Here is a 23,464-nt window from a genome sequence, read left to right as displayed (position 1 = left end):
GTACGATCGGAGCGTTGCGCTCGATTATGCGTCTTCATAGCAAATGGGGCTATCGAACAGTTCGTAGGAAATCTTTGTTTGCACCTCTTGGCAGCTTTCCGTCAGTGTCGGAGACGCTTCGTGTCACGGAGCGGAACGTGCCCCCTCGTATCGTGTGACCCGCTCAGAGAGGAGGGCGCATGAGAGATTCGAGGAGAAGACGACAGGGTGCGAGAAGGAAGACGGGGTCGGAACGGTTGCGAGAGGGACCAATGGCGATTCTCGTGGGAGGGGACCGCCTCTGCGGCGGACACCCGCCCGCGGCTGGGCACGCAGGCCGTGCCCAGCTCAAAAGACTCGCCGCCGTCACGTAAGGCGCGACGGCGGCGAGAGGGGCTCCTCGGGAGCTAATGTGAGCGCAGCCTAGGATCGACGGATCATCTCGGTAACAATCTCTGCCACGGCGTGAGCCTGGTCACCGGAGACGTTTTCCGCAACGTCGTCGAGGGTGCGGGAGAGGGCCGGAAGGCCATTCTCGTTGATGCCCATGATCGTCGCAGCGCGCATGGACGAGCGCATGGCAGGATGGGCATCCGTCGAGGTCCAGTCATAGCGAGCCTGACCCATCTCAACATGGAGGTCTCGGGCCGCGTTGGCGAGAAGACGGCCGAGGCGGCGGTCGGAGCGCCGCGGGACGTCGGCCCCTTCGCGCGTGAGGACGGTGAGGTCGCCCGCACCGACGCAGTCGAGATTGACCACGAAGGCGCCGCGGACGTCACGGCGGTGCTTGCTCAGGAACGACCTCATGCCGGCGTGGTCGAGCGCGGAGGCGCCGAGGGCGACGAACCAGATGTCGTGGGCGAGGAGCTCGTCGTCCCCGAGCGAGAGGACGGCGTCGCGCAGCTCCTCCTCGGTCGGGGCGGCCTCCTCGTCCTCGACAAGCCTGAGGCCGCCGCGCGCCGCCGCGCCGCCGCGCCACATGGGGTCGTCGCCCTCGTTGTCCCCAGAGCCATCCTCGGGCTCAGCGGAGCCCTGCGTCGTGAGACGGGAGAAGAGGCCCTTCGCACGACCCAGAAGTCCCGAGAGGCCGCCCTGGGAAGCGCCCTGCCCCTCCTCGTCTTCGAGGGGCTGCTCGTCGGGCTGAAGATCTGCGGCGGTAATGACGGGGAGGGACTCGGAGGCGGTGGAGGAATTGGTCGGGCGCGTCTTGCCCGTGCTGCCCAGCGGGTCAACGGTGTTCTCGTTAGGGTCGGGGAGGTCAAAGAGGGTCGCCCTCCGCGCGACGTTGGAGACCTGGGGGCGATAGTCCGTCTTGCCCCACTCGGGGTCCTCCGGGGCCTTGGGCCGCGGGGCCGAGACGGGGGCGGTTGGCTGCGTGGCGTCAAGGCTGTCAGCGGTGTCGCCCAGCTCGCTCAGCCCCGAGGAATCCTTCGGCCCGACGCCGTGGCTCGTCTCGTCGTCCATCACCAGTGAGAAGCGGCCCGTGGAAAGGAGCTCGTCACGAGTGGTCTGGTCATCGGAGACGGCGGTGAAGGGCGCCGTCTCCTCGACGGTCTCCGCCGGTGCGGCCTGGGGATCAGCGGGCTGCTCGGGCGCCCCTGCGGCGGGCGTGGGCTGAGGCTCTTCCATGGGTGCGGAAGCGGTTGCGGGGCCGCTCTCCTGCCCCTCATCGGACGGGAGCGGCGTCGCCGCATCATCGGCCCCGTCGGCGGGGGCGGGGATGATGGAGCGCGCCATCTCCGTGACACGCCCCAGAAGGCCCCCGGCAACCTGACGGATGGTGTCAAGCGGGCTCGCGGAGTCGCGCTCCTCCTCGGGCTCGGGCTCGAAGTCGGACGCGGTCATCGGGATGGGCTCCGGCGAGGGGGCGGGAGCCCATCCCGATGACCGCGTCTATCGGGAGGGTGGCAGGGGCCGCGGCTCGTACGGGGGCGGGCTCCGGAGCGGGCGCCGCCTCAACGACGGGCGGCAGGTCGTACTCAATCTCGCAGTCCTCCGGGAGGACGCCGAGTGCGCGCAGGACCTCGGCGCCGTGGCGGACGCCGACGACCTTCTCGGCAGGCGTGACCGGCACGGAGGGGGCGGGTGCCGTCGCGGGCTCCTCCGGAACCGGGGCTCCCGCCGGCTCCGCGGCGAGATAGCCACCATCCTCAGAAGCGGGCTCCTCCGGCCCCTCCTCGGGGATCTCGGGCTCCGGCTCCGCGGTGGGACGAGGGGTGGGGACAAGACCGCTCGGGCGCACGTTCTCCATCACGCCCAGCAGGGACGCAATGGAGGCCTTGTTGTCGTTCGCCCCGAGGGTGCACGGGGAGACGCGCTCATAGATCGCCCCAACGGCGAGAAGGACGGAGGGGAGCGTCGCGAGGATGCCCAGCACCCAGAACACGATGCGGGCGGGGGCTGGAATGAAGCCCAGCAGCTGGACGAACGCGCACACGGCGACGGCATACGAGCAGGGCGCCGAGACGCGGGAGACAAGCGGGAGGTAGGGAGCAATGGCCGTGGAGTAGAGGAAGTTCTCATGGGGGGTGTCGTAGTGCGCCACGACCACGATGGGGCGGCTCCCCTTGACCACGAGCGGTCCGGTCGCCCGGTGCACGGCAATGACGTTCTGGCTTCTGGTGCTCGGGCCGATTGCCAGGGAGGGCTCCCTTCCGAACGCCCTCAGCAGAGCCAGCACGGCCGGCACGGCGGCGAGGAGGAAGCCGATGAGGGTGAGAGCCCCCACGCCAAAGCCCGAGACAAGCGCGCCGAGGAACATCGCGATGGAGATGATCGCGGGGACCAATCCAGAAACGGAGGGGACGTCAAACTCCTCGATGGCGGGTTCGACGTCATGCTGGCCCATGAGGCTCGCAATGGTCTCGGCTGCCTGAAGCTCCTCCTGACTGTTCGCAGGAGCGATGCCGACCCTCTGGTTGAGGTAATCCAAGTAGTCGTGAGTCATAGCCATACTGGGCGTCCTTTTGAAGAGTCTCGAAAGACGTGCTCATCCGGGTGCATACAATCTAGACAGTATACGTCTTATGCTTTTCTTTCGTTAAAAAGACGCAGATGTACCGGGCGGCGCGCAGGGCCGCTCGGCAGGCGGAAGCGGGATGCGGGGTGTGCGGCATGAAGATCACGAAGGACGACGAACGGGCAAGAAGGATCTGCTCGCTCGCGCTCGCCTTCATGAACGCGAGCGCGCCCATCCCCTCGTCGGACCTCGCGAGGGACTTCTATCCCGGCCTTTCCGCAGATAGCTTCCGTCGCGCGTTCTCGCGCGACCGCACGGTGCTCGCCGCGTGCGGGGTGGTCGTCCGCGAGCGCCCACACCCCGGCGACGAGTCGTCGTGGTCGGTGGACGAGGCGTCCTCGTACCCTGACGGGGCCGAGATCGGGGCAATGGAGGCCGCCGTTCTTGAGATTGCGTGTCAGCCTCTCATTGAGGACCCCTCCTTCCCGCTCGCCGGAGAGCTTCGCTTCGCGCTCGCCAAGCTGACACGCGCCTTCGCCGAGGCGTCCCCACTGCGCGCGGCGCGGCGGGAGGACGCCCGGCCCCTCGCCGCGCTCAGGGATGCCCTCACGGAGGGTCGCGCAGTGCGCATCTCCTACCGCGACGCGCGCGGGAGGGAGTCCGAGCGCCTCGTCGCGCCCTACGCGTTCTTCGGTCTGCGCGGGGAGCTCTATCTCGTTGCCGGGAGGTTGCGGGATGACGGCTCCGTCATCGAGGGCGGGACGAGGACCTATCGCGTCGATCGCATAAACCGCGCCTGCATCGTCAACGACCTGCCCGTCTCAATGCCCCCCGACTTCTCGGTCGACGACTGGAGGAGGCTTCCGTTCCAGATGGGCGAGACAACGGCCGTGGCTCGCCTCGAGCTCCCGGACGACCGAGAGGGGGACGTGAGGCGGGCGGCAGGCGCCAACGGGACGTTCTTCTCGCTTGGCGGGCGCACGATCTGGGAGGTTGAGGTGAGCAGCGTCGAGGACGCGGCCAGCTGGGCCGTCGCCGAGGGCGTCATACCCATCGGTCCGGCCGAGCTGGTCGAGGCGTGGCACCGCGTGCTCGAGGGGGTGACCGCCGATGCCTCGTAGGACGTCCGCCGGCAGGATCGGCGCGGTCGACGAGGCGCGAGAGCTTGTCGCCCTCGTCTCCAGCCTCTCCGAGGCGGGCGACGCGCTCTCCGCCGAGGCGGTGGCGGCCCGTCTGGGAACGACGCCCGAGCGCGCCGAGAAGCTCATAGGGCTCGTTGGCACCTCCTCCGCGTCAGGCGGGATAGGACTTCCCCTCACCCTTGAGGAAGACGGCGACGCCACGCTCGCCTTCTCCGGCGGGGTGCGCGGGAGGAGGCTGCGCCTCACCCGCGGGGAGACGGTCGCGCTGTCGGCCGCGCTCGAGCGCCTGGGCGTGAGTCCGGACGACCCCCTACGGGGGCGCCTCGAGGCGGCGCTCGGCGCCGAGCCCGTACGGGAGGACCTCGTGCGAAGGGTCGTCGGGTCGCGCGGCGGGACCGAGTCGGAGAAGGTCGAGTCGTGCGCGCGGGCCATCCTCGAGCACACCTCGCTGTCCTTCCTGTATAGAGGGGCTGAGGACGCGCAGGCGCGTCGACGCAGCTGCGTGCCGCGCGCCATCAGAGCCGAGGGCGACTCCTGGTACCTCGACGCTCACGATTTGGAACGAGGGGGCGAGCGGACCTTCAGGCTCGACCGCATGAAGGAGCTGGGGCGGGGACCAAAGATCACCAAGCCCAAGGAGCGCGAGAAGGACGAGCGGCGCGAGGTCGACATCACCTTCGGCGACCCGCGCTACCTCGACCTGCTCCCCTGGCATGACCTGCGCGTGACGGGCGCCGGGGAGGACGGCTCCGTGAGCGCGCGGATCGACTACTACGGCGGCATGTGGCTCCCCCGCATGATCGCCGCCTGCGGGGGCACGGCCCGAACCGCGGACCCCGAGGTAGCGCGGCTCGCGCTGGAGTACGCCCGCAGCCTCCTCATGGACGGGCCCCGAGCGGCCCTCTAGTGGCTCGCGCGCCAGAGCGAAAGATAGCGCCCCACGTTGGAGCTCTCGAGGCGCGTCACGCTCCTCGACGGCAGCGAGCTCACGAAGAGCCGACCATATCCCTTGCTCACGAGGCGCGAGTCCGCGAGGACGAGGACCCCCGTGTCCGTCGAAGAGCGAATCAGGCGACCGGCCGCCTGCTTGACCGAGATAACGGCGTCCGGAAGGGAGTACTTCCACCAGGCGCGGTCCTCGCGCAGGTCGCGCTCGCGCACGAGGGGGTCGTTGGGGCTCGCAAAGGGCAGCTTGGGGATGACCACGCAGCGCAGGGTATCGCCCGTGGCGTCGAAGCCCTCCCAGAACGAGCGCAGGGCCATGAGCGAGAGCGTGGTCTCCTCCATAAAGCGCTGGCGCAGCCGCCGGGGCGACGCCCCCCTGCTCTGACAGACGACCTCGAGCCCCGCGGCCGCCAGGCGCGGTCTCAGAGACTCATAGACGCGCTCCATGTCCCGTCGGTTGGTGAAGAGCGTGAGGACCGAGCCACCCATGGCAACGTGCACGTCGAAGAGCAGGTCCTCGAGGGCAGGCAGGTAGGCGCGGTCGTTAGGTGCGGGCAGGTCACGCGCCAGCACGACGGACATGTGCCCGTCGAAGTCGAAGCTCGAGTCAAGCCGCACGTCACGATGGCTCCCCTCTCCGAGGAGGTCGAGGCCCACCGCGTGGTCGAAGTGGGAGAAGTCGTCGCCCACGGCGATCGTCGCCGAGGTGAAGACGACGCTTTGCATCTCGGGCAGCCACCTGCTGGCAAGGTCGGCGCCCACGTCGAGCTTCTCGGCCACGAGCCGCTCGGACGCGATGCGGCGCTTGGAGCGCGAGAGCTGGGCCGAGTACACATAGGACTCGTCCGTCCCCTCGCAGATGAGCGTAATGCCAGAGAGGAGGTCGCGGAGGAACCTCGTGGACTCCCCGAGGTCGGCCGCGGCCGCCGGGGCCTCCTCGCCCAGCGCCTCGGAGGCCTCCGCGAGCTGCTTCACCGCCTCGCAGAGCACGTCAGCGGCGCGCTGCCCGGCGTCGGCGACCTCGCGCCACTCCTGCGTCCCCCGCACCTCCTCGCCGATCCACAGCGTAACGGCGTCGTACCCGCCGTCCCCGCGCGCAACCCCCGCAAGGCCGTGGACCGCAATGAACAGGTCGGCAACGCTCACCGAGGCGCGGGCGAGGGTCGCCGCGGCCTTGGCGAGAAGTCCCACGAACAGCGTTGACCCCTCGAGCGCCATCGCTTGGACCATCAGGTTGTGTATAACTCCGGACCCCGTGCCGCCAAGCAGCTCGAAGGCGGCGCGCGCCTCCTCCCCCGACACCTCAACGGCCCATTGGCGGCGCGCCTCGGCCTCGAAGCCATGTGCCTCGTCAACAACCCAGTTCCTGATCGGCGGGAGGATCTTCCCCTCCGCCGTGACGTTTCTCAGCAGCAGCGAGTGATTCGTCACAACCACGTCCGCGGCTGCGGCGCGGCGGCGAGCTCCGTGGAGCGGGCATTCGTTGGGAAAGTACGGGCACCTGCCGCGCAGGCACTCGCCGGGCGTCGTGGTAAGCATGGGGCGAGGCACGTAGCGCCACCTGATGCCGAGGGCGTCGAGGTCACCGTCGGGCGACTGGCAGGAATACGCGTAGGTAACCGCGATTGCCGTGAGCATGTCGCACGCCACCGCGTTGTCCGACCTCCCGTCATGGGGCACCGCCGGCAGCGGCAGGTCCTCCCTCACCGCCCGGTCAAGACGGTGCAGGCAGGGGTAGTGGTCATACCCCTTGAGGCTCGCATAGGAGAGCCCCCCGGGAAGGGCCGCGGCAAGGGCGGGGAGCTCGTGGGAGACCAGCTGGTCGGTGAGCGCGTTGGTCTTGGTTGCCACGCCAACGGTGACGTTGTTCCTCTTGGCGAAGAGCACCTCGGGGAGCAGGTACGCGATGGACTTCCCCACGCCCGTGCCGGCCTCGATCGCGCGGTGCGTCGAGGTGGCGAGCGCCGTTGCCACCTCGCGCGCCATGGCAACCTGCTCCGGACGTCGCTCCATATGCTCATACATGCGCGAGACCACGCCGGCGGGGCCGAACTCGGCCTCGACCTCGTCGGGTCCTGGCACCACGAGCCGGTCGAGCTCGGTCGCGTCGGGCCGGGACTCGCCACGCGCCTCGCGGACGAGCGCCGCCCGCTCCTCCTTGAGCGAGAAGGGACGCGGGGACACGTCTCCCTCCGACGCCAGGTAGGAGAGCACGGGCCTCATGGGCCACGTGACCCCCTCGTGCATGGCGGCGAGGTGGGCGAGAAGGCCGTCGGGAAGGTCGCTCAGGGCGAGCAGCAGGATCCGCCACATCCCGGAGAGGGCATCGACGTCGTCGCCGGCCCGGTGGGTCACTCCCGCGCACCCAAACGCCTCCGCCATGTCCGCAAGGCGGTGCGTGGAGAGCCTCGGCAGTGCGATGCGCGAGAGCGAGAGGGTGTCTATCCATGTGTCGGACACCTCGGCGCCGCCCGGGACCGCCTCGATGAAGGTACGGTCGAAGGTCGCGTTGTGCGCAAGCACGGGAGAGCCCGCGACGAACTCCGCAAGCCCGGCCACGGCGTCCCGAGCGCTCGGTGCGTCCGTGACGTCACGGTTGGTTATGCCCGTGAGCTTGGAGATCTCCTCGGGAATGGGCCCCGTGGGGTGCACGAACGTCTCATAGCGCGACACAATCTCGCGCCCGGAGAGGCGGGCGGCGGATATCTCGATGAGCTCGCAGTCCTTGAACGAGAGCCCCGTGGTCTCGGTGTCGAGCACCACGATGTCCTCCTCGAGCGGACCGAACCCCCTGCCCCGGGCGCGCTCGGCAAGGCTCAGGTAGCGCCGCCGCACGTCCTCGGGCGTCCCAGGAAGGATGATTTCCTCGAGGGTGGCGCCGTCGTGTTGTGTCATCAGCTAATCGCGATCCTCCCCGCGCTCGAGCGCGTACTCGATGAACCTCGTGCACAGCTCGGGAAACTCGATGCCGCCGTGGCGGGCGGAGTCCGGAAGCAGGCTCTCCGCCGTCATGCCGGGAATCGTGTTGGTCTCCAGAATCACGGGCTCCCCATCGGCGGTCACGATGAAGTCACTTCGGGAGCAGCCCCGGCAGCCGAGGGCGCGGTGCGCCCGGACGGCGAGGTCCTGAGCCTTCGCGTATACGCCCGGCGTCAGGCGGGCAGGGATGACATGATGCATGGACGAAGGCTCGTACTTGACCTTGAGGTCATAGAACTCGGCCCCCGTCACGATCTCGACGATGGGGAGCGCGCGCGGCTCTTCGTTTCCTATGACCGGAACGGTGATCTCCGTCCCTTCGACGCACTCCTCGATGAGCACGCGCCCGCCGCCGCCCGACGCTCGCGCGATGGCGTCGTTGACGCCCGCGCGCTCCGTCACGCGAGAGATGCCGAACGAGGAGCCGTTCGCCGCGGGCTTCACGAAGAGCGGCAGGTCGAGCTCGCCAACGAGCGAGTCCACCTGGTCGTCCGTGAGGACCGTGCCCGCGGAGAGGTCCACGCCTCGGGGCGCGCGAATCTTCGCGGCCTCGTACACCGCCTTTGAGAGCTGCTTCTCAGACGCCACGGCGCTCGCCGCCACGCCCGAGAAGGTATAGGGCATGTGGAGCACCTCGAGGAGCCCCTGGACGCAGCCGTCCTCGCCATAGGCGCCGTGCATCGCAACAAAGGCCACGTCATATCCGCCGCTTACAAGGCGAGGGAGAAAGTCCCTGCTCGCGAGGTCAAGTACGTCGACCGTCCCAAACCCCGCCTCCAGCAGCGCGTCATGGCACTCATTGGCGGAGAGCATGGAGATGTCCCGCTCGTCGGACCACCCCCCACAGATGACGACGACCCTCTTGTTCAGCAGTTCCTGTCTGTCCATCAAAGCTCCTCCGGCGGGCGAGGCCCGTACGCTAGACTCTCAGGTGGAGTTTCTCCCTCATGAGAATACTCCAGTGACGTGACACCACGAACGCGAGGGGCCAGAAATGCCGACGGCTGACGAGAAGAACCGACCGCTTGATATGGACGCGGAGCGACGTGATCTCCACACTCTCACCCACTGGGAGCTCGCCGAGATCCTCTCCGAGCTTGGTCAGCCCTCCTTCCGCACCAAGCAGGTCGAGGAGTGGGTCTGGTCGAAGAACGCCCAATCCTTCGACGACATGACCAATCTTCCCAAGTCCCTGAGGGAGGCGCTCGCCCAGCGCCTCACGCTCGGCGGGGTCGAGGAGGTCGCGCGGCAGGTGTCGGTTGACGGCAGCAGGAAGTACCTTCTCAGATACCCTGACGGCGTATCGGTCGAATGCGTGGGCATGCCCTCTCGCGGCCGGCTCGCCGTCTGCGCCTCTACACAGGCCGGCTGCGCCATGGGATGCGCCTTCTGCGCCACGGGCGCCGCGGGGCTTACCCGCTCCCTTACCGCTTCGGAGATCTATGAGCAGGTCATGCACGTCCGCGACGACTTCAACGACCGCGTCACGAGCGTGGTGCTCATGGGTCAGGGAGAGCCCTTCATGAACTACGACGCCTCCCTTGGAGCGCTGCGGAGGCTCAACGACCCTGAGGGGGCGGGCATCGGTGCGCGGCACCTTACGGTCTCAACCTGCGGCGTCATCCCCCAAATCATGCGCTTCGCCAACGAACCCGAGCAGTTCACGCTCGCCATCTCACTCCACTCAGCCGTCCAGCGCACGAGAAACGCCCTCATGCCGGGCGTGCGGAAGTACTCCCTCATCAACCTCTACAATGTCATGGGTGAGTACGTCAACAAGACAGGGCGCCGTCCCACCTACGAGTATGCCCTGATAGGCGGCATCAACGACACGGAGAGCGAGCTCCAGGCGCTGTGTGACTTCTGCGAGGGAACGCTCGCGCACGTGAACCTTATCCAGCTCAACGAGGTCGAGGGGTCCAAGTTCCGCCCCTCGACGGAGCTTCGGGCACAGGACTTCGTCCGCAGGCTTGCCAACGTTGGCGTTGAGGCAACGATTCGCAACTCCCGTGGGTCGGACATCGACGCGGCCTGCGGGCAGCTCAAGCAGCGCATTTCTCGTAGATAGCGAGCCAGCTTATACAAGATGGGGCTCCTGACCTGCAGGAGCCCCATCTTTTCATACCATTATAAGAACATTTGTTCCTATTTTTCCCTAGTACCCGAGCTTAGCCCATTGAGCCTCTGTCTGCCTCCTATTGGGCAGGTCCTCTTTCACATACGACCCCTGAGCGTCGCTGACTATCTCACTGATGCGTTGATACGCGCTCTTTGCCTCTTGCGCGGCGTCTTTCATACCCTTTTTTGCCTCCTCAGAGAGGAGATGCCTATAGGCAAACCATCCGGCAGCACCGACGAGGCCGATAAGGACTATCGCGTTCCTTATCCTCCTCATCTACGACCACGACCCAGGACCCGCAAGAAGATCGACGATGTGGGCGAGCTGGTCCTCAGAGGAGAACTCGATCTCAATCTTGTTCTTGCCGCGAACGTTCTTCACCTTGACATTGGTATCCAACGCCAGTCTAATCTGACGGGCGGCACGCTTGAATGACTGGGGAACAGGCGCGCGGCGCACTGGCTCGTCGGTCTTGCTGACAGAAAACAGTGAGGCGAGACTTTCTGTCTGCCGCACCGACAAACGCTCCTCTACGACCTTCTGAGCAAGCTGTATACGCCCTTCTTCACTTGGGACCGCAAGAATCGCCCTTGCGTGCCCCGCCGTAAGCTTCCCCTCTTCAACAAGCCCCTGCACCTCCTCTGGAAGATCAAGCAGTCGGAGGGTGTTAGTTATCGCCGATCGTGACTTCGATAGGATCTTTGCAAGCTCTTCCTGCGTGAGCCCCTTCTCCTTTATGAGCTGACGATATCCCTGGGCCTCCTCGAGTGGACTCAGGTCAGAGCGCTGGAGGTTCTCGATGAGCGCGAGCTTAAAGACCTCATCGTCCGAAATCTCGCGGATGACAACGGGAACTTCAGACAGACCAGCTGCCTTGGCAGCCTGATACCGTCGTTCACCCGCAACGATCTCGTATCCGGACCCCTTTTTCCTAACGAGAAGGGGCTGAAGGATGCCGTTCTGCTTTATTGAGTCAGCAAGTTCCGCAAGCTCCTCGGGACGAAACGTTTTTCTCGGCTGCCCCTTATTCGGCTTGATCTCACTAATCGGGAGAGTTGAGTCTGGACGCATTCCTGCTGTCTCTGCATCAGCCTCGCCGACGAGCAATCCCAATCCTCTTCCGAGCCCACTTTTCTTAGCCACGTGCGACCACCTCCCGTGCCAACTTCGAATAGGCTAGGGCACCCTTGCTCACGCGGGCATACAGTGAGACGGGGAGACCATGGCTTGGCGCTTCCGAAAGCTTCACGTTTCGAGGAATGACTGTCTTAAAGACCTTTTTGCCAAAATAGGCCTGAACTTCATCCACAACCTGCTTTGAAAGCGTTGTTCTTGAATCGAACATGGTCATTACAACGCCAAATATCTCTAGATTGGGGTTCATACGACGCTTCACCATCTGCATTGACTCAAGCAGCTTCGCGACCCCCTCCAGTGCATAGTACTCACATTGAATCGGAATAATGAGAGCATCGGCTGCAACCAGAGCGTTTATCGTAAGCAGCCCCAAAGAGGGAGGGCAGTCAATAAACACATAGTCAAACTCATCTCGGATTGCCGAGATTGCATCTTTCAGTATCGATTCGCGCGCCATGGCAGACACGAGCTCAATTTCCGCTGTTGCAAGCTGAATTGTCGCAGGGACAATGAACACGTTGCTCTGACACGTTTCCTGAATTACGTTCTCAATGGGCTCGTCATGGAGAATTACGTCATAGATGTCGTGTTCAAGCTCGTCTTTTTCAACGCCAAATCCGCTCGTTGAGTTCCCTTGAGGGTCGAAATCGATAACGAGCACCTTTTTCTTGCCTTCACCAAGGCATGCAGATAGATTAACGACGGTTGTCGACTTTCCAACCCCGCCCTTTTGATTAATCACTGCAAGAACTTTACTGTCACGCTGCGGAAGACCTCTTTTTGCATCTTTGTAGTTCATTTCCATCCTCCGATACAACACTTCTCGTTCTGCTCACTTACTATACGGTATGGTTTCACGTGAAACCATGACAATCTCTGTTGCTTCTCTCTCTTCTTTTGTTTCACGTGAAACCATTGTCATTGAAGGACATGAATCCGCCCTTTGTTTCACGTGAAACAAAGGGCGGTAGATAAAGTTCACTCTATCAAATGCCAAGTGGACTCTGTTTTGCCTCTCCGGTACGTCGAGGCAATTTGATTTGAGGCTTGCTTCTTTTCTCAAACACAATAATTTCTCTATGCCCATGACTGCGGGGAAGCTCAAAGGTTTCACGTGAAACAAGCGAGAGTCCACATATGCGCGCAGCACGTTTTGCAGCATCAAGCTCGTCAGTGGATATGTTTGCCTTCTCTAGAACACAATGGCCGCCATTGGAGAGTAGCGGTGCAGCATATTCAACAAGAACATTTGACTGTGCAACAGCCCTCGCAAAGACAGCATCGAACAGTTCATTCTCACGAGCAAGATCCTCTGCACGAATATGACGTGCCCGAATATTTGAAAGACCCAGATGTCCTATGAACTCATTGACGGCAGAAACCTTCTTTCCAACTGAGTCGATCAGTGTCCCCCGTGCGCCTGTCATGATGCCGAGAGGAATGCCAGGGAACCCAGCACCTGTCCCGATATCAACATATCGGGACTCACTGCCGAGCAAGGAGGTATGACAGGCAAGAGGGAGCAGTGAGTCGACAACATGGAGCGTGACGGCATCCTCTGGTTCAGTGATTCGAGTCAGATTCATCACCTTGTTCTTCTCGATAACAAGATGAAGGTGATGAATGAGCAGAGATGCCTGGCGAGAACTACAGCAAATACCATAGGAAGAGAGCTCAGAGAGCAGCTGCATCTCAAGAGCCTGAGAGGTGTCGGTATTCATGGCGCCTTCCTGACAAAAGTTCGTGTATCAAAAGAAATTGTCACAGAAAGAGGGAGGATGCTCAACACATCCTCCCTCAAAGAATACGCCTATGCAGCTAGGCTAGACGGCGGTCACCACGACATGGCGATCAGGCTCCTCGCCCTCGGAATGAGTGACAACCCCATCGTCCTCACGCAGGGCGAGATGAACCAAGCGACGCTCGTATGCATTCATCGGGGCAAGAGATACCTTGCCGTGACGACGCTTGGCGCGCTCGGCAGCGGACCGAGCAATATCCTCAAGCTTGTTTCGACGACGGCTCTTATACCCCTCAATATCCACGACGACGGGATAGTAGAACTTGATGTGACTGCTCAGGAGCGAGGTGAGGACCGTCTGGAGGGCGTCGAGCGTACGGCCATGACGCCCAATGAGAACAGCAAGGTCTCCGCCGTTAACATCGAGAATCAGCTCGCCGTCCTCACCGTCATACTCGTCAATGGAGGACGAGGTTTCGCCGAAGAGGCCGAGGATGCCCTTGAGGTAAGAGACGGCAAGGTCAGCAATCTTGTCCATCTCGTCATCGCTCAGAGTCTCGCCAGACTCGTAGCGCTCGCGGATGGAGGAGAACTCGTCTAGGACAACAACCTCCCCAACAGCCTCATCCGTGGTCTCGAAGACCTCTTCCTCCATGGTAACCTCCAAATACTTTTTAAATCAAAATATCAGTATATTCAAAGTTAAAAAGTAGTCTAGCCCTTCTTATGAGGACGAGCCTTCTTCTCCTTGCGAACAACGTCGACCTCAATGGGACGGCCCGCCGCCTCAGCTTCCGCCTCGGCCTTCGCCTTCTCCATGACACGCTGCGTAATGACCTTCTGCTGGATGACCTGCCAGAGCGAGGAGGTCACGTAGTAGAGAAGGACGGCGGCGGGCACACTCCAGCCGAAGAAGAGCATCATGACCGCCATGACGGCGCCCATCGTCATCGTCTGGCTGCGCTGCGCCTCCGCCTGGGTGCTCACGTTAATCACCATCGGGACGAACGTGAGAACGCCGAAGAGCACGTCGAAGAGGATGTAGGGAGCAGCGGCGACCCAGCCGCTCGCCTCGATGACCTGGGACACGGAGAGCGAGATAGAAGGCAGGATGCCAAAGAAGCTCGCGTCGGCCGGGACCTGCCGGGCAACGGTGAAAAGGCCAAAGAAGACCGGCATCTGCAGGAAGATGGGCAGGCAGCCACCGAGCGGGTTGAACTTCATGTCGGCGTAGATCTTGCGCATCTCCTCGGCCTGACGCTCAGGATTGTCCGCGTAGCGCTCCTGAATCTCCTGAAGCTTGGGCTGCATCACCTGCATACGTGCCGTCGACTTGGTCGAGTGCGCCATGAGCGGCGTCAGAATCAGGCGGATGATGACAGTCAGGATGATGACCGCAAGGCCCCAGTCGCCGACAAAGCCCTCAATGCCCGCGAGCACCGCAGTCAAGAAATTAATAAACCAATCCCACATGATTCCTCCGCTCCGCCCTTAGGGGACGGGATCGTAACCTCCGGCGTGAAAGGGGTGACACCGAGCAATCCTGCGAAGCGCGAGCCATCCCCCCTTAGGGAGACCATAGCGTGCTATGGCCTGGCGCGCATACTCGGAGCAGGTCGGCACGTAGATACACCGTGCGCCAAACAGCGGCGAGATGTGGCTCTGATAGAAGCGAATGGCCGCAAGCGCCGCACGGGCACCGACGGCCATCTAGAGCCCCGCCCTCTTGAGCAGCTTCCTCAAAGAGGATGCAACCTGTTCCGGCGAGCTGTCATGAGTCCGCGACGTGGCAAAGAGAAGAACGTCATAGCCGTCCCCGGGAAGCCCGCACAGGCGCGCCGCCTCGCGGAGAACGCGCTTGCACCTGTTCCTGAAGACGGCATTGCCGAGCCTCTTCGCGGCGACGAAGGCGACACCGGAGGGTGCGCCCTCGTCGCTCGCTGCCACGCGAATTCGCAGGAGCTGGTCATTGAACCGCCTCCCGCGCGAGAAGACCCTCTCAAAATCTCTCTTGGACTTGATGGTCTTCATCGGCCCTTGCTAGACGGTGAGGCGCTTGCGACCCTTGGCACGACGACGGGCCAGGACGGCACGGCCGCCCTTGGTGGCCATGCGGGCGCGGAACCCGTGAGTGGTGGCGCGCTTGCGCTTGTTCGGCTGGTACGTACGCTTCATAGCTATTCCTCCCGGTTGTGGGTATGAACTTCCAATAGAGCAATAAGCTCAGAGATTGTAAGGGTCTTGCCGCTGACCTGTCAATTTTCCGTGCGCAAAATCTCCTCGCACTCTTGACAAAAGCCCTCTCGGCTTTTTTCATCCATTTGAATCCAACTTTGCATATACGTGAAAAGTGGTCTCTGCGTGCTATGATTTTTCGCGTCGTTTCACGAGGGTTCTCCCAGTTTTCAACAGGTTATTATCGACTGTAGAAAACTTTCTCTCATATCGAATTCTCAGTGAAAAGTTTTCTACAAATGTCAATCGCCTGTCGAAAGGGGAGCGCGGTGGCACGGGACTTCTTCCCCTTCGTGGAGGATGGCGAGGTCGGCGACGCGGGAGGGACGCCCGACGGGCTCGTCGTGCAGCACCCTGCGCGCATTGCCGTCTATGACGACCCCTCCGCGGCGCCGCGCGTCGTCGTCGTGGAGCCCAAGGACGTCCGCGCCTATCTCGAGGAGATCACCGCGACGGTCAACCGCCTCTCGCACGAGCAGGGGGGCACCATCCCCTTCATGGTCATTCGCGAGATCGTGGAGAACTTCATCCACGCCTACTTCCAGGCGCCCACCATCACCATCCTCGACGGGGGAAACACGATTCGCTTTTCGGACCAGGGGCCGGGCATCAAGGAGAAGTCGCTCGCGCTCGAGTTCGGAACCACCTCGGCGACCGAGGACATGCGACGTTACATTCGCGGGGTGGGGTCGGGCCTACCGTACGCTCAGCAGTACATGGAGGACAAGGGGGGCAGCCTCGAGATCGAGGACAACATCTCGGGAGGCACCGTGGTGACCATATCGACCCGCCCGGCGCACGACGCGCGGGGGCTCTCGAACGCGGGGGGCGAGAAGGACGAGCCCGTCGGCGCCCAGCAGGGCTGGCCCGTCGCGGCAGCTCCGGCGCCGCCGTATCCCGGGGCGGCGACCGCTCAGCCCGCGTGGCCGCAGCCGTGGCAGCAGGGCGGGCCGTGGCCCCAGCAGCCGGCGGGTTACCCGGGCTACCAGACCGCCTACCAGCAGCAGGGCTGGCAGCAGCCGGGATGGCAGCAGGCGCCTCAGCCGGCCCCGCCGCAGCCCGCGTGGGCGGCCGCGGCGGACGTGAGCCTCGACGACCGGGGGAGGCAGGCGCTCTCGCTCGTCCTCGAGCGCGGCGCGGCAGGACCGACGGACCTCGTCCAGGCGTATGGATCGTCGGCGGCGACGTGGTCCCGCGCGCTCGCATCGCTCGCGTCGCAGGGCGCGGTCATGAAGGTCGGCCAGAAGTACCAGCCCACCGAGTTCGGCCGCATGCTTGGCGCCTGACAAGCGCGACCTGACAAAGGTGACAGGGTCAACTGTCAGGAAAAACCTGACAGTTGACCCTGTCACCTTTGTCAGGTCGCGCACAGCGGGTTATCAACAATCGCTATACTGGATGACGCCGTTTTTCAACATCCAAGGATTGTGGAACCATGGAACTCTCCCTCGAATCTGACGCCGAGGCCCTCTGGCAGGACGCGCTCGACCTTCTCGCCGCGCAGCAGCGCGTGCCCGAGTCGGTGCTTGCCATGCTCAGGAACTGCCGCCCCGAGTCAATGACCGACGGCGTCCTCCACGTGACGACTCCCATGAGGCTCGTCCTCAAGACGGTCTCGAAGAACGCGGGGGTCGTGGAGGAATGCCTCACGCAGGCCGCGTTCGAGCCCATGAGGCTCGAGATCTCCTTCGCCCCCGCCCAGGCCGCCGCGCCCGCACAGGCGCCGGCCTCGAGCATGTCGCGCGAGGAGGCCCGCGCCTGGATGGCGGACGTCGAGGGGACCGCCCGCGCGGCCGAGGAGCGCCCGACGCCGCGCAGCATCGCGGAGGACACCTGGGACGAGCGGCGCGCGCAGGAGGCGCGCGAGGAGGAGAACCGGCGCCGCCGGGAGCGCAACCCGCTCGTCGAGGACATAGCGGGCGCGACCTCCAAGCTCACTTTTGAGCGCTTCGTCCGAGGGGAAGAGAACGACATAGCCTACCAGGCCGCCCTGCAGGTCGCCAACGGCATGAACAGCACGTACAACCCGCTGTTCATCTACGGCAAGAGCGGCCTCGGGAAGACGCACCTGCTCCGGGCGATTCAGAACTACATCGCGAGGAACGACCCGTCCCGCCTGTGCGTATATCGCGACGCCTCCTCCTTCATCACCGACTACACCGAGGCGATGCGGCACTCGGAGCGCTCGGCCGCGTCCGTGCTGCGCCAGAACTACGCGGACATCGACGTCCTCATCATCGACGACATCCAGAAGATGGCCGGCAAGGCGGGCACCGTCGGCTTCTTCTTCGACACGTTCAACGAGCTCATCGGAAACGGCAAGCAGATCGTGCTCGCCGCGGACCGCACGCCGGCGCAGCTCGGCATGGGGAAGGACGGGTTCGACGAGCGCGTGACGAGCCGCCTCGGGTCAGGGTTCACCACGCCCGTCCAGGTCCCGAGCTACGAGCTCAAGCTCCGCCTCATCGAGACCTTCTGCGAGCGGATGCGCGAGGACGCGGAGCGCGAGAACGTGCCCGCCCTCTCGGGAACCGTTCCAGGCGACGCGATGCGCTACATGGCCGAGCTCGCCGGCACCAACATCCGCGTCATCGAGGGCTTCTGCCAGCGGTGCCTCTTCGCCGCCACCGCGGCCGAGGGCAGAGGCACCCAGATCAGCCGGGAGGAGATCGGGGCGCTCGCCAAGGAGTGCTGGCCGAGCGCCATGCGCTCCGTCTCCATCGAGGACGTCCAGAAGGCCGTCGAGAAGTACTACGACATCGACCACGCGAGCCTCGTGGGCAACAAGCGTCACAAGGGGCTGATGGAGGCCCGCCACGTTGCCATCTGGCTCTCGCGCGAACTCTGCGACCGCACGCTGGCGGACATCGGCAAGCACTTCGGCGGCAGGAGCCACGCCACGATCATGCACAGCATCAGCGTGGTGGACGAGGCGAAGCGCGACGACAAGGTCTTCTACGACCGCCTGATGCAAATCAGGGACTCCATAACCGGCAACTCGTGACCTCGCGCCGAATGTCGACAATCCTGTCGCAAGCTTGTGGGAACATCGAGAAAAACCCGCGGAGAATGTAGAAGGAGTTTTCAACAGTGGGGAGATGTCGAAACGTGTCGAGTGCGAAGGGGTCTCGCACAATGTTGCAACAACGTCTTTGACCTCGTTCTTCTCGCTGTTATTTACTTTTCGACAGACCTTATTACTACTACTGTCCTTAAGTACTTATCTAAGAACTATTAGAAAGGGCCGCACATGAAGTTCACCGTCAGCCAGTCCTCCCTCATGAAGGCCCTCACCGTGGTGGCCAAGGGCATGGGGACCAACTCCACGCTCCCGATCCTCTCGGGCATCTACGTCCGCGCCCAGGACGGGACGCTCGAGTTCCAGACCAACAACCTCACGATCTCCATCCGCCACCTCATTCCCGCGAACGTCGAGGAGCCGGGAGAGACGGTGGTCTCCGGCAAGGTCATCACCAACATCGTGAAGACGCTCTCCGACTCTGCCGTGACCTTCGAGGGCTCGGACCGCACGATCACCGTCTCGTGCGACAAGTCCACCTTCCGCCTCAACACCCTCAACCCATCCGACTGGCCCGCGTTCCCGGACCTTGAGCCCGATCGCACGATCGAGCTTCCCGGCGAGCTGCTTTCCCGCATGGTGGACAAGGTCTACAAGGTGACCTCGCGCGAGACCTCCCGCCCCATCCTCCAGGGCATCCTGCTCACGGTCGAGGACAACACCATCCGGCTCGTCGCGACGGACTCCTTCCGACTCGCGGTCTGTGACTCCTCCGTGGAGTCGCCGGCGGGCGAGGCCTTCCGCGCCATCGTGGGAGGAACCGTGTTCCACGACGTTCTCACGATGCCCTCTTCGGACGAGACCATCCAGATCGGCACCACGGAGAGCCAGGTCATCTTCACCTTCGGCAACACGACCTTCGTCACGCGCAGGATCGAGGGCAACTTCCCAGACTACAAGCAGCTCCTCCCTCCCACCTGCGGCACCGCCGTGACGCTTGACGTGGCGGAGTTCTCCGCCGCCCTCAAGCGCGTCTCCGTGATCGCGCTGCAGAACGCCGCCGTGCGCTTTGACATCGATGCCGACGCCGGCCTCATGCGCCTCTCGGCGAGCTCTCCCGAGCAGGGCGAGTCCTCGGAGCTCCTCCCGGTCGAGGTCGAGGGCCAGAGCCTGTCCATCGCGCTCAACTACCACTATGTGTTCGACTGCGTGAACGCGGTCTCCGGGTCTGACGAGATGCGCCTCGAGCTGCAGGGGTCCGTGCAGCCCGGCATCTTCAAGTGCAACGGGAAGGTGAACTACCTCTACCTGCTCATGCCCGTGAGGCTCTAGGGCGCATGGGGCTTCTCGTCACCAGCCTTTCGCTCGCGGACTTCCGCTCCTTCGAGCGGCTCTCGCTGAGTCCCGCCCCCACGACGACCATCCTCGTGGGGCCCAACGCCGCCGGAAAGACCAATACCGTCGAGGCGCTGCAGCTGCTCACGGCGGGCGCGTCCTTCCGCCGGCCGCGCCCCCGCGACCTCGTGCGCGAGGGCGCGGACTCGGCGCGGATCGATGCGCGCCTCGAGGGGGACGGCCGCGTGCTGGACGCCCGGTGCGACGTGGTGGCGGGGAGGAGGTCCTTCTCGCTCAACGGCAAGCGATGCCAGGCGTCCGACATGCCCTCGGCGCTGATGTCGGTGCTCTTCTCGCCGGACGACCTCGGCCTTGTGAAGCGCGGGGCCTCGGGGAGGCGCGACGAGCTCGATGGCTTTGGGAGGCAGGCCAACAGGGGCTACGCAAACGTGCTGGCCGCCTACACGCGCTCGGTCGAGCAGCGAAACCGTCTCCTGCGCGAGGAGTTCCCGGACGAGAACCTGCTCGAGGCATGGGACGCCTCGGTCTCTCTTGGCGGCGCCACGCTCCTCGAGGCCCGCCTCAGGCTCTTCTCCCGGCTTGCCGATAAGGTCAGGGCAATCTACGGGGAGGTCTCGGGCGGGGAGGAGCTGACCTGCTCGTATGGGAGCACCCTCGGGGATGACGTCTTCGGGATGACGCGCGACGAGATCCGCGACGTCTTCGCCGCAGCGCTCGCCGCTCGGCGGAGGGAGGACCTCAGGCGACAGCAGACCTGCGTGGGGCCCCACCGAGACGACGTCACCTTCCTCATCGACGGCCGCGACGCGCGCTCCTTTGGCTCGCAGGGCCAGCAGCGCTGCGTGGCGCTCGCGCTCAAGATGGCCGAGGTCGAGCTCGCCGCCGAGGTCGTTGGGTCGCGTCCGCTGCTGCTGCTTGACGACGTGATGAGCGAGCTTGACGAGCGGCGCAGGAACGCCGTCGTGCGCTTCGCGCAGAAGGGCATCCAGACCGTCATCACCACGACGAACCTCGGGTACTTCTCGCCGGAGCTCCTCGACGCGTCCGAGGTGGTGAGCTTCCGTGGCCGATGAGCTGAGCGCCGAGCGAGCGCGCCGGGAGGCGGCCCCCGCCGGTCTTTCCGGGATACTCTCCGCGATGTTCGACGAGCGGGCGGACGCGTCATGGCGCGTCACGCGCGCGTGGCACGCCGTCAACGGCGACATAGAGCGGGCGCACACCACGGGGACGTTCGTGCGCGACCCTCGCCGGGGAGAGAGCGGCCCGGTTCTCGTGGTCTACGTGGACTCACGGTCACGCGCCACGGACTTCTCGGCAAACAGCGAGGTCTACCTGGCACGCCTCGCCAACGCCGGACTCGCGTTCTCGAAGGTCGAGTTTCGCCTGAGCAAATATGCGCGTGACAGGGGGACGGGGGCTTTGTCACCGCTCCGTCCCCCTGTCACACCCGACCCGCGCGTGACAGGGGGACGGAGCGGTGACAAAGCCCCCGTCCCCCTGTCACGCGCTGAGGTCGCCGAGATCGAGAGGGCATGCTCGGAGCTCCCCCCAACGCTGCGTGAAAGCGTCTCTCGGGCGATGAGCGCCTCGTATCGGCTTCAACACGACAAATAGAGCGGAAATCGTGAATGTGCCCTCACAGGGCCTCTCAGCGTCCTCTAAAGCGGTATCATTGATTCATCTGGCCTGATATCATACAGGGTTTTAACTAATGTGACGCTTCTTGGAAGGACGGTCGCGTGGCGAAGAAGAACGAGAACGAATACGGCGCCGGGGAAATCAAAATCCTCGAGGGCCTCGAGGCGGTGCGCAAGCGCCCGGGCATGTACATCGGCTCGACGAGCGCGAGCGGACTGCACCACCTTGTCTACGAGGTCGTTGACAACTCCGTCGACGAGGCGCTCGCCGGGTTCTGCACCAAGATCTCCGTGACCATCCACGCGGACAACTCCATCACCGTCGTGGACAACGGCCGCGGCATCCCCGTGGGCAAGCACCCCGTGAAGAAGATCCCCACGCTCGAGGTTGTCATGACGATCCTCCACGCGGGAGGCAAGTTCGACAACAACGCCTACAAGGTCTCGGGCGGCCTGCACGGCGTGGGCATCTCCGTCGTGAACGCGCTCTCCAAGCGCCTCGTTGTCCAGGTCAAGCGCGACGGCGGCATCTACGAGATGGAGTTTGCGCGCGGAAAGACCGTGCGAAAGATGGAGAAGGTCGGAACCTCCAAGGCCACGGGCACCACTACGACCTTCTGGCCCGACGAGGAGATCTTCGAGACCACGGTCTATGACTTCGACACCCTGCACGACCGCCTGCAGGAGATGGCGTTTCTCAACCGCAACCTCAAGATCACGCTCACGGACGAGCGCGAGCTCACCCCGCGCGTGGAGGAGTTCTGCTACGCGGGCGGCATCGTGGACTTCGTGAAGTTCCTGAATGAGGGCAAGGAGGTCGCCGACGGCCTCAAGAAGCCCATCTACCTCTCCGGCAAGACCGACGAGGGGACCGACCCGGCCAAGGCCGGCGAGGTCGAGGTGGCCATCCAGTGGAACACCTCCTACTCCGAGACCGTCATGAGCTTCGCGAACAACATCTACACCCCCGAGGGGGGCATGCACCTCGAGGGGTTCCGCACGGCGCTCACGCGCGTCATCAACGACTACGCGCGCAAGCAGAACATCCTCAAGGAGAAGGACGCGAACCTCACCGGCGACGACATCCGCGAGGGCCTGGCGGCGGTCATCTCCGTCAAGCTCGGCGACCCGCAGTTCGAGGGGCAGACCAAGGCCAAGCTCGGCAGCTCCTTCATGCGCCCGCTCGTGATGAAGATCGTGTCCGACGGCCTGGCCGAGTACCTCGAGGAGCACCCCAAGCAGGGGCGCACCATCGTCAACAAGGCGATGCAGGCGTCGAAGGCCCGCACCGCCGCGCGCAAGGCCCGCGAGGCGACCCGCCGCAAGTCCCTGCTCGAGACGGCACACCTGCCCGGAAAGCTTGCGGACTGCTCGGTCCGCGACGCGGAGGTCACCGAGCTCTTCATCGTGGAGGGTGACTCGGCAGGCGGCTCGGCCAAGGACGGCCGTCGCCGGGACATCCAGGCAATCCTGCCCCTCAGAGGCAAGATCTTGAACGTCGAGCGAGTGGGCGATCACCGCGCGTTCTCCTCCGACACCATCCAGTCCCTCATCACCGCCATTGGCACGGGCGTGACCGGCGCCGGCGGAGAGGGCGGCGACTTCGACATCTCCAAGGCGCGCTACCACAAGATCATCATCATGACGGACGCCGACGTCGACGGCGCGCACATCCGCATCCTGCTGCTCACCTTCTTCTACAAGTACATGCGCCCGCTCATCGACGCCGGCTACGTGTACGTGGCGTGCCCGCCGATCTTTGGCATCAAGGTCCGCAAGAAGATCCACTACGTCTACCCCAACGGCCGCGAGCCGGAGGAGGAGATTCTCAAGCGCACGATTCGCGAGCTTGGCTTCTCCTACGACGAGGAGGAAGAGGACGAGGGCGCCAACGGAAAGGCCAAGAAGCGCAAGAAGGCCTACACCGTCCAGCGCTACAAGGGCCTGGGCGAGATGGACCCCAAGCAGCTGGCCTCCACCACGATGGACCCGCGCACCCGCATCCTGCAGCGCGTGACCATCGAGGACGCATCGGCCGCCGAGCGCGCGGTCCGCGAGCTCATGGGCAGCCAGGTCGAGTACCGCCGCGACTACATCGAGCGCCACGCGCACGACGCCCGATTCCTCGACGCATAGTCACCTCCCGACGGGGTGTGCAAAAGGGACAGTCACTTTTGCACACTAGGAACTTGTGCAAAAGTGACTGTCCCTTTTGC

The 23,464-nt window shown here is 64.2% G+C and carries 22 protein-coding genes; 9 read left to right on the top strand and 13 right to left on the bottom strand.

The genetic code is table 11. The annotated features are described in order from the left end of the window. Positions 1–402: 402 nt before the first annotated feature. The gene (locus BQ7391_RS02135) at positions 403–1,824 is read right to left on the bottom strand and encodes a hypothetical protein (protein WP_075279100.1); all 1,422 of its coding nucleotides are present in this window, start codon (positions 1,822–1,824) and stop codon (positions 403–405) included. After that, positions 1,763–2,932, bottom strand: coding sequence for a hypothetical protein (locus BQ7391_RS02130; RefSeq protein ID WP_129583892.1), 1,170 nt, complete (start codon positions 2,930–2,932; stop codon positions 1,763–1,765). Before BQ7391_RS02130 ends, BQ7391_RS02135 begins: the two co-directional genes overlap by 62 nt. A gap of 161 nt (positions 2,933–3,093) precedes the next feature. Between BQ7391_RS02130 and BQ7391_RS02125 the strand changes: the two genes are divergently transcribed. Both BQ7391_RS02125 and BQ7391_RS02120 read left to right on the top strand, forming a co-directional pair. Continuing rightward, positions 3,094–4,059, top strand: coding sequence for a helix-turn-helix transcriptional regulator (locus BQ7391_RS02125; RefSeq protein WP_075279098.1), 966 nt, complete (start codon positions 3,094–3,096; stop codon positions 4,057–4,059). After that, entirely contained in the window at positions 4,049–4,987 is a 939-nt protein-coding gene (locus BQ7391_RS02120; RefSeq protein ID WP_075279097.1) for a WYL domain-containing protein, read from the top strand. Before BQ7391_RS02125 ends, BQ7391_RS02120 begins: the two co-directional genes overlap by 11 nt. Here the strand turns inward: BQ7391_RS02120 and BQ7391_RS02115 are convergent. Together BQ7391_RS02115 and BQ7391_RS02110 are read right to left on the bottom strand one after the other, a co-directional pair. Further along, on the bottom strand, positions 4,984–7,920 hold the full coding sequence (locus BQ7391_RS02115) for a helicase C-terminal domain-containing protein (protein WP_075279096.1): 2,937 nt from the start codon (positions 7,918–7,920) through the stop codon (positions 4,984–4,986). The genes BQ7391_RS02120 and BQ7391_RS02115 overlap by 4 nt on opposite strands. Positions 7,921–7,923: 3 nt before the next feature. After that, positions 7,924–8,892, bottom strand: a complete 969-nt coding sequence (locus tag BQ7391_RS02110; protein ID WP_075279095.1) for a D-alanine--D-alanine ligase family protein — start codon at positions 8,890–8,892, stop codon at positions 7,924–7,926. 106 nt (positions 8,893–8,998) lie between these two features. On the opposite strand from BQ7391_RS02110, the gene rlmN reads away from it, so the two are divergent. Further along, positions 8,999–10,072, top strand: a complete 1,074-nt coding sequence (rlmN, locus tag BQ7391_RS02105; RefSeq protein WP_200799563.1) for a dual-specificity RNA methyltransferase RlmN — start codon at positions 8,999–9,001, stop codon at positions 10,070–10,072. Between the two features lie 87 nt (positions 10,073–10,159). Here rlmN and BQ7391_RS12080 read toward each other — a convergent pair whose 3' ends face one another. The 9 genes from BQ7391_RS12080 to rpmH form a co-directional block, all read right to left on the bottom strand. Further along, positions 10,160–10,399 (bottom strand): hypothetical protein, encoded by a 240-nt coding sequence (locus BQ7391_RS12080; protein ID WP_129583891.1) that lies wholly within the window; start codon positions 10,397–10,399, stop codon positions 10,160–10,162. After that, complete coding sequence (locus tag BQ7391_RS02100) at positions 10,400–11,266, bottom strand: ParB/RepB/Spo0J family partition protein (protein ID WP_075279094.1); 867 nt, start codon at positions 11,264–11,266, stop codon at positions 10,400–10,402. Continuing rightward, the gene (locus tag BQ7391_RS02095) at positions 11,259–12,059 is read right to left on the bottom strand and encodes a ParA family protein (RefSeq protein ID WP_075280832.1); all 801 of its coding nucleotides are present in this window, start codon (positions 12,057–12,059) and stop codon (positions 11,259–11,261) included. The genes BQ7391_RS02100 and BQ7391_RS02095 overlap by 8 nt, the downstream gene beginning before the upstream one ends. A gap of 187 nt (positions 12,060–12,246) precedes the next feature. After that, positions 12,247–12,981, bottom strand: coding sequence for a 16S rRNA (guanine(527)-N(7))-methyltransferase RsmG (gene rsmG, locus BQ7391_RS02090; RefSeq protein ID WP_083662047.1), 735 nt, complete (start codon positions 12,979–12,981; stop codon positions 12,247–12,249). 102 nt (positions 12,982–13,083) lie between these two features. Continuing rightward, positions 13,084–13,656: a Jag family protein gene (locus tag BQ7391_RS02085; RefSeq protein ID WP_075279093.1), complete on the bottom strand. Its 573-nt coding sequence runs from the start codon at positions 13,654–13,656 to the stop codon at positions 13,084–13,086. A 59-nt stretch (positions 13,657–13,715) separates the two neighbouring features. Next, positions 13,716–14,474 carry a YidC/Oxa1 family membrane protein insertase gene (locus BQ7391_RS02080; protein WP_075279092.1) on the bottom strand — a complete coding sequence of 253 codons (759 nt, stop codon included), beginning with the start codon at positions 14,472–14,474 and terminating at the stop codon, positions 13,716–13,718. A gap of 18 nt (positions 14,475–14,492) precedes the next feature. Then, positions 14,493–14,711 carry a membrane protein insertion efficiency factor YidD gene (gene yidD / locus BQ7391_RS02075; RefSeq protein WP_075279091.1) on the bottom strand — a complete coding sequence of 73 codons (219 nt, stop codon included), beginning with the start codon at positions 14,709–14,711 and terminating at the stop codon, positions 14,493–14,495. Then, entirely contained in the window at positions 14,712–15,032 is a 321-nt protein-coding gene (gene rnpA, locus BQ7391_RS02070; protein WP_075279090.1) for a ribonuclease P protein component, read from the bottom strand. 9 nt (positions 15,033–15,041) lie between these two features. Further along, on the bottom strand, positions 15,042–15,176 hold the full coding sequence (gene rpmH / locus BQ7391_RS02065) for a 50S ribosomal protein L34 (protein WP_072373740.1): 135 nt from the start codon (positions 15,174–15,176) through the stop codon (positions 15,042–15,044). A gap of 329 nt (positions 15,177–15,505) precedes the next feature. Here rpmH and BQ7391_RS02060 point away from each other — a divergent pair, with 329 nt between their 5' ends. The 6 genes from BQ7391_RS02060 (at position 15,506) to gyrB (ending at position 23,384) form a co-directional block, all read left to right on the top strand. After that, on the top strand, positions 15,506–16,522 hold the full coding sequence (locus BQ7391_RS02060) for an ATP-binding protein (protein ID WP_075279089.1): 1,017 nt from the start codon (positions 15,506–15,508) through the stop codon (positions 16,520–16,522). 149 nt (positions 16,523–16,671) lie between these two features. Beyond that, a complete protein-coding gene (locus BQ7391_RS02055; RefSeq protein ID WP_075279088.1) occupies positions 16,672–18,240 on the top strand; it encodes a DnaA ATPase domain-containing protein in 1,569 nt (522 codons plus the stop codon). Positions 18,241–18,486: 246 nt separating this feature from the next. Further along, the gene (gene dnaN, locus BQ7391_RS02050) at positions 18,487–19,587 is read left to right on the top strand and encodes a DNA polymerase III subunit beta (protein WP_075279087.1); all 1,101 of its coding nucleotides are present in this window, start codon (positions 18,487–18,489) and stop codon (positions 19,585–19,587) included. A gap of 5 nt (positions 19,588–19,592) precedes the next feature. Beyond that, positions 19,593–20,684, top strand: coding sequence for a DNA replication/repair protein RecF (recF, locus tag BQ7391_RS02045; protein ID WP_075279086.1), 1,092 nt, complete (start codon positions 19,593–19,595; stop codon positions 20,682–20,684). Next, entirely contained in the window at positions 20,674–21,225 is a 552-nt protein-coding gene (locus tag BQ7391_RS02040) for a hypothetical protein (protein WP_075279085.1), read from the top strand. The genes recF and BQ7391_RS02040 overlap by 11 nt, the downstream gene beginning before the upstream one ends. A 125-nt stretch (positions 21,226–21,350) precedes the next feature. Next, a complete protein-coding gene (gyrB, locus tag BQ7391_RS02035; protein ID WP_075279084.1) occupies positions 21,351–23,384 on the top strand; it encodes a DNA topoisomerase (ATP-hydrolyzing) subunit B in 2,034 nt (677 codons plus the stop codon). The last annotated feature ends 80 nt before the right edge of the window (positions 23,385–23,464 follow it).

Source organism: Thermophilibacter provencensis (genome assembly GCF_900128445.1).
In the GTDB taxonomy this organism is placed as follows: Bacteria; Actinomycetota; Coriobacteriia; order Coriobacteriales; family Atopobiaceae; genus Thermophilibacter; species Thermophilibacter provencensis.
Note: the sequence above shows the minus strand (reverse complement) of the source record. Positions and strands in the feature narration are given on the sequence as shown.

Coding starts and splice junctions, on each gene's coding strand:
- BQ7391_RS02135 (WP_075279100.1), bottom strand. CDS start 1,824: ATGACCGCGTCCGACTTCGAGCCCGAGCCCGAGGAGGAGCGCGACTCC.
- BQ7391_RS02130 (WP_129583892.1), bottom strand. CDS start 2,932: ATGGCTATGACTCACGACTACTTGGATTACCTCAACCAGAGGGTCGGC.
- BQ7391_RS02125 (WP_075279098.1), top strand. CDS start 3,094: ATGAAGATCACGAAGGACGACGAACGGGCAAGAAGGATCTGCTCGCTC.
- BQ7391_RS02120 (WP_075279097.1), top strand. CDS start 4,049: ATGCCTCGTAGGACGTCCGCCGGCAGGATCGGCGCGGTCGACGAGGCG.
- BQ7391_RS02115 (WP_075279096.1), bottom strand. CDS start 7,920: ATGACACAACACGACGGCGCCACCCTCGAGGAAATCATCCTTCCTGGG.
- BQ7391_RS02110 (WP_075279095.1), bottom strand. CDS start 8,892: ATGGACAGACAGGAACTGCTGAACAAGAGGGTCGTCGTCATCTGTGGG.
- rlmN (WP_200799563.1), top strand. CDS start 8,999: ATGCCGACGGCTGACGAGAAGAACCGACCGCTTGATATGGACGCGGAG.
- BQ7391_RS12080 (WP_129583891.1), bottom strand. CDS start 10,399: ATGAGGAGGATAAGGAACGCGATAGTCCTTATCGGCCTCGTCGGTGCT.
- BQ7391_RS02095 (WP_075280832.1), bottom strand. CDS start 12,059: ATGAACTACAAAGATGCAAAAAGAGGTCTTCCGCAGCGTGACAGTAAA.
- rsmG (WP_083662047.1), bottom strand. CDS start 12,981: ATGAATACCGACACCTCTCAGGCTCTTGAGATGCAGCTGCTCTCTGAG.
- BQ7391_RS02085 (WP_075279093.1), bottom strand. CDS start 13,656: ATGGAGGAAGAGGTCTTCGAGACCACGGATGAGGCTGTTGGGGAGGTT.
- BQ7391_RS02080 (WP_075279092.1), bottom strand. CDS start 14,474: ATGTGGGATTGGTTTATTAATTTCTTGACTGCGGTGCTCGCGGGCATT.
- yidD (WP_075279091.1), bottom strand. CDS start 14,711: ATGGCCGTCGGTGCCCGTGCGGCGCTTGCGGCCATTCGCTTCTATCAG.
- rnpA (WP_075279090.1), bottom strand. CDS start 15,032: ATGAAGACCATCAAGTCCAAGAGAGATTTTGAGAGGGTCTTCTCGCGC.
- rpmH (WP_072373740.1), bottom strand. CDS start 15,176: ATGAAGCGTACGTACCAGCCGAACAAGCGCAAGCGCGCCACCACTCAC.
- BQ7391_RS02055 (WP_075279088.1), top strand. CDS start 16,672: ATGGAACTCTCCCTCGAATCTGACGCCGAGGCCCTCTGGCAGGACGCG.
- dnaN (WP_075279087.1), top strand. CDS start 18,487: ATGAAGTTCACCGTCAGCCAGTCCTCCCTCATGAAGGCCCTCACCGTG.
- recF (WP_075279086.1), top strand. CDS start 19,593: ATGGGGCTTCTCGTCACCAGCCTTTCGCTCGCGGACTTCCGCTCCTTC.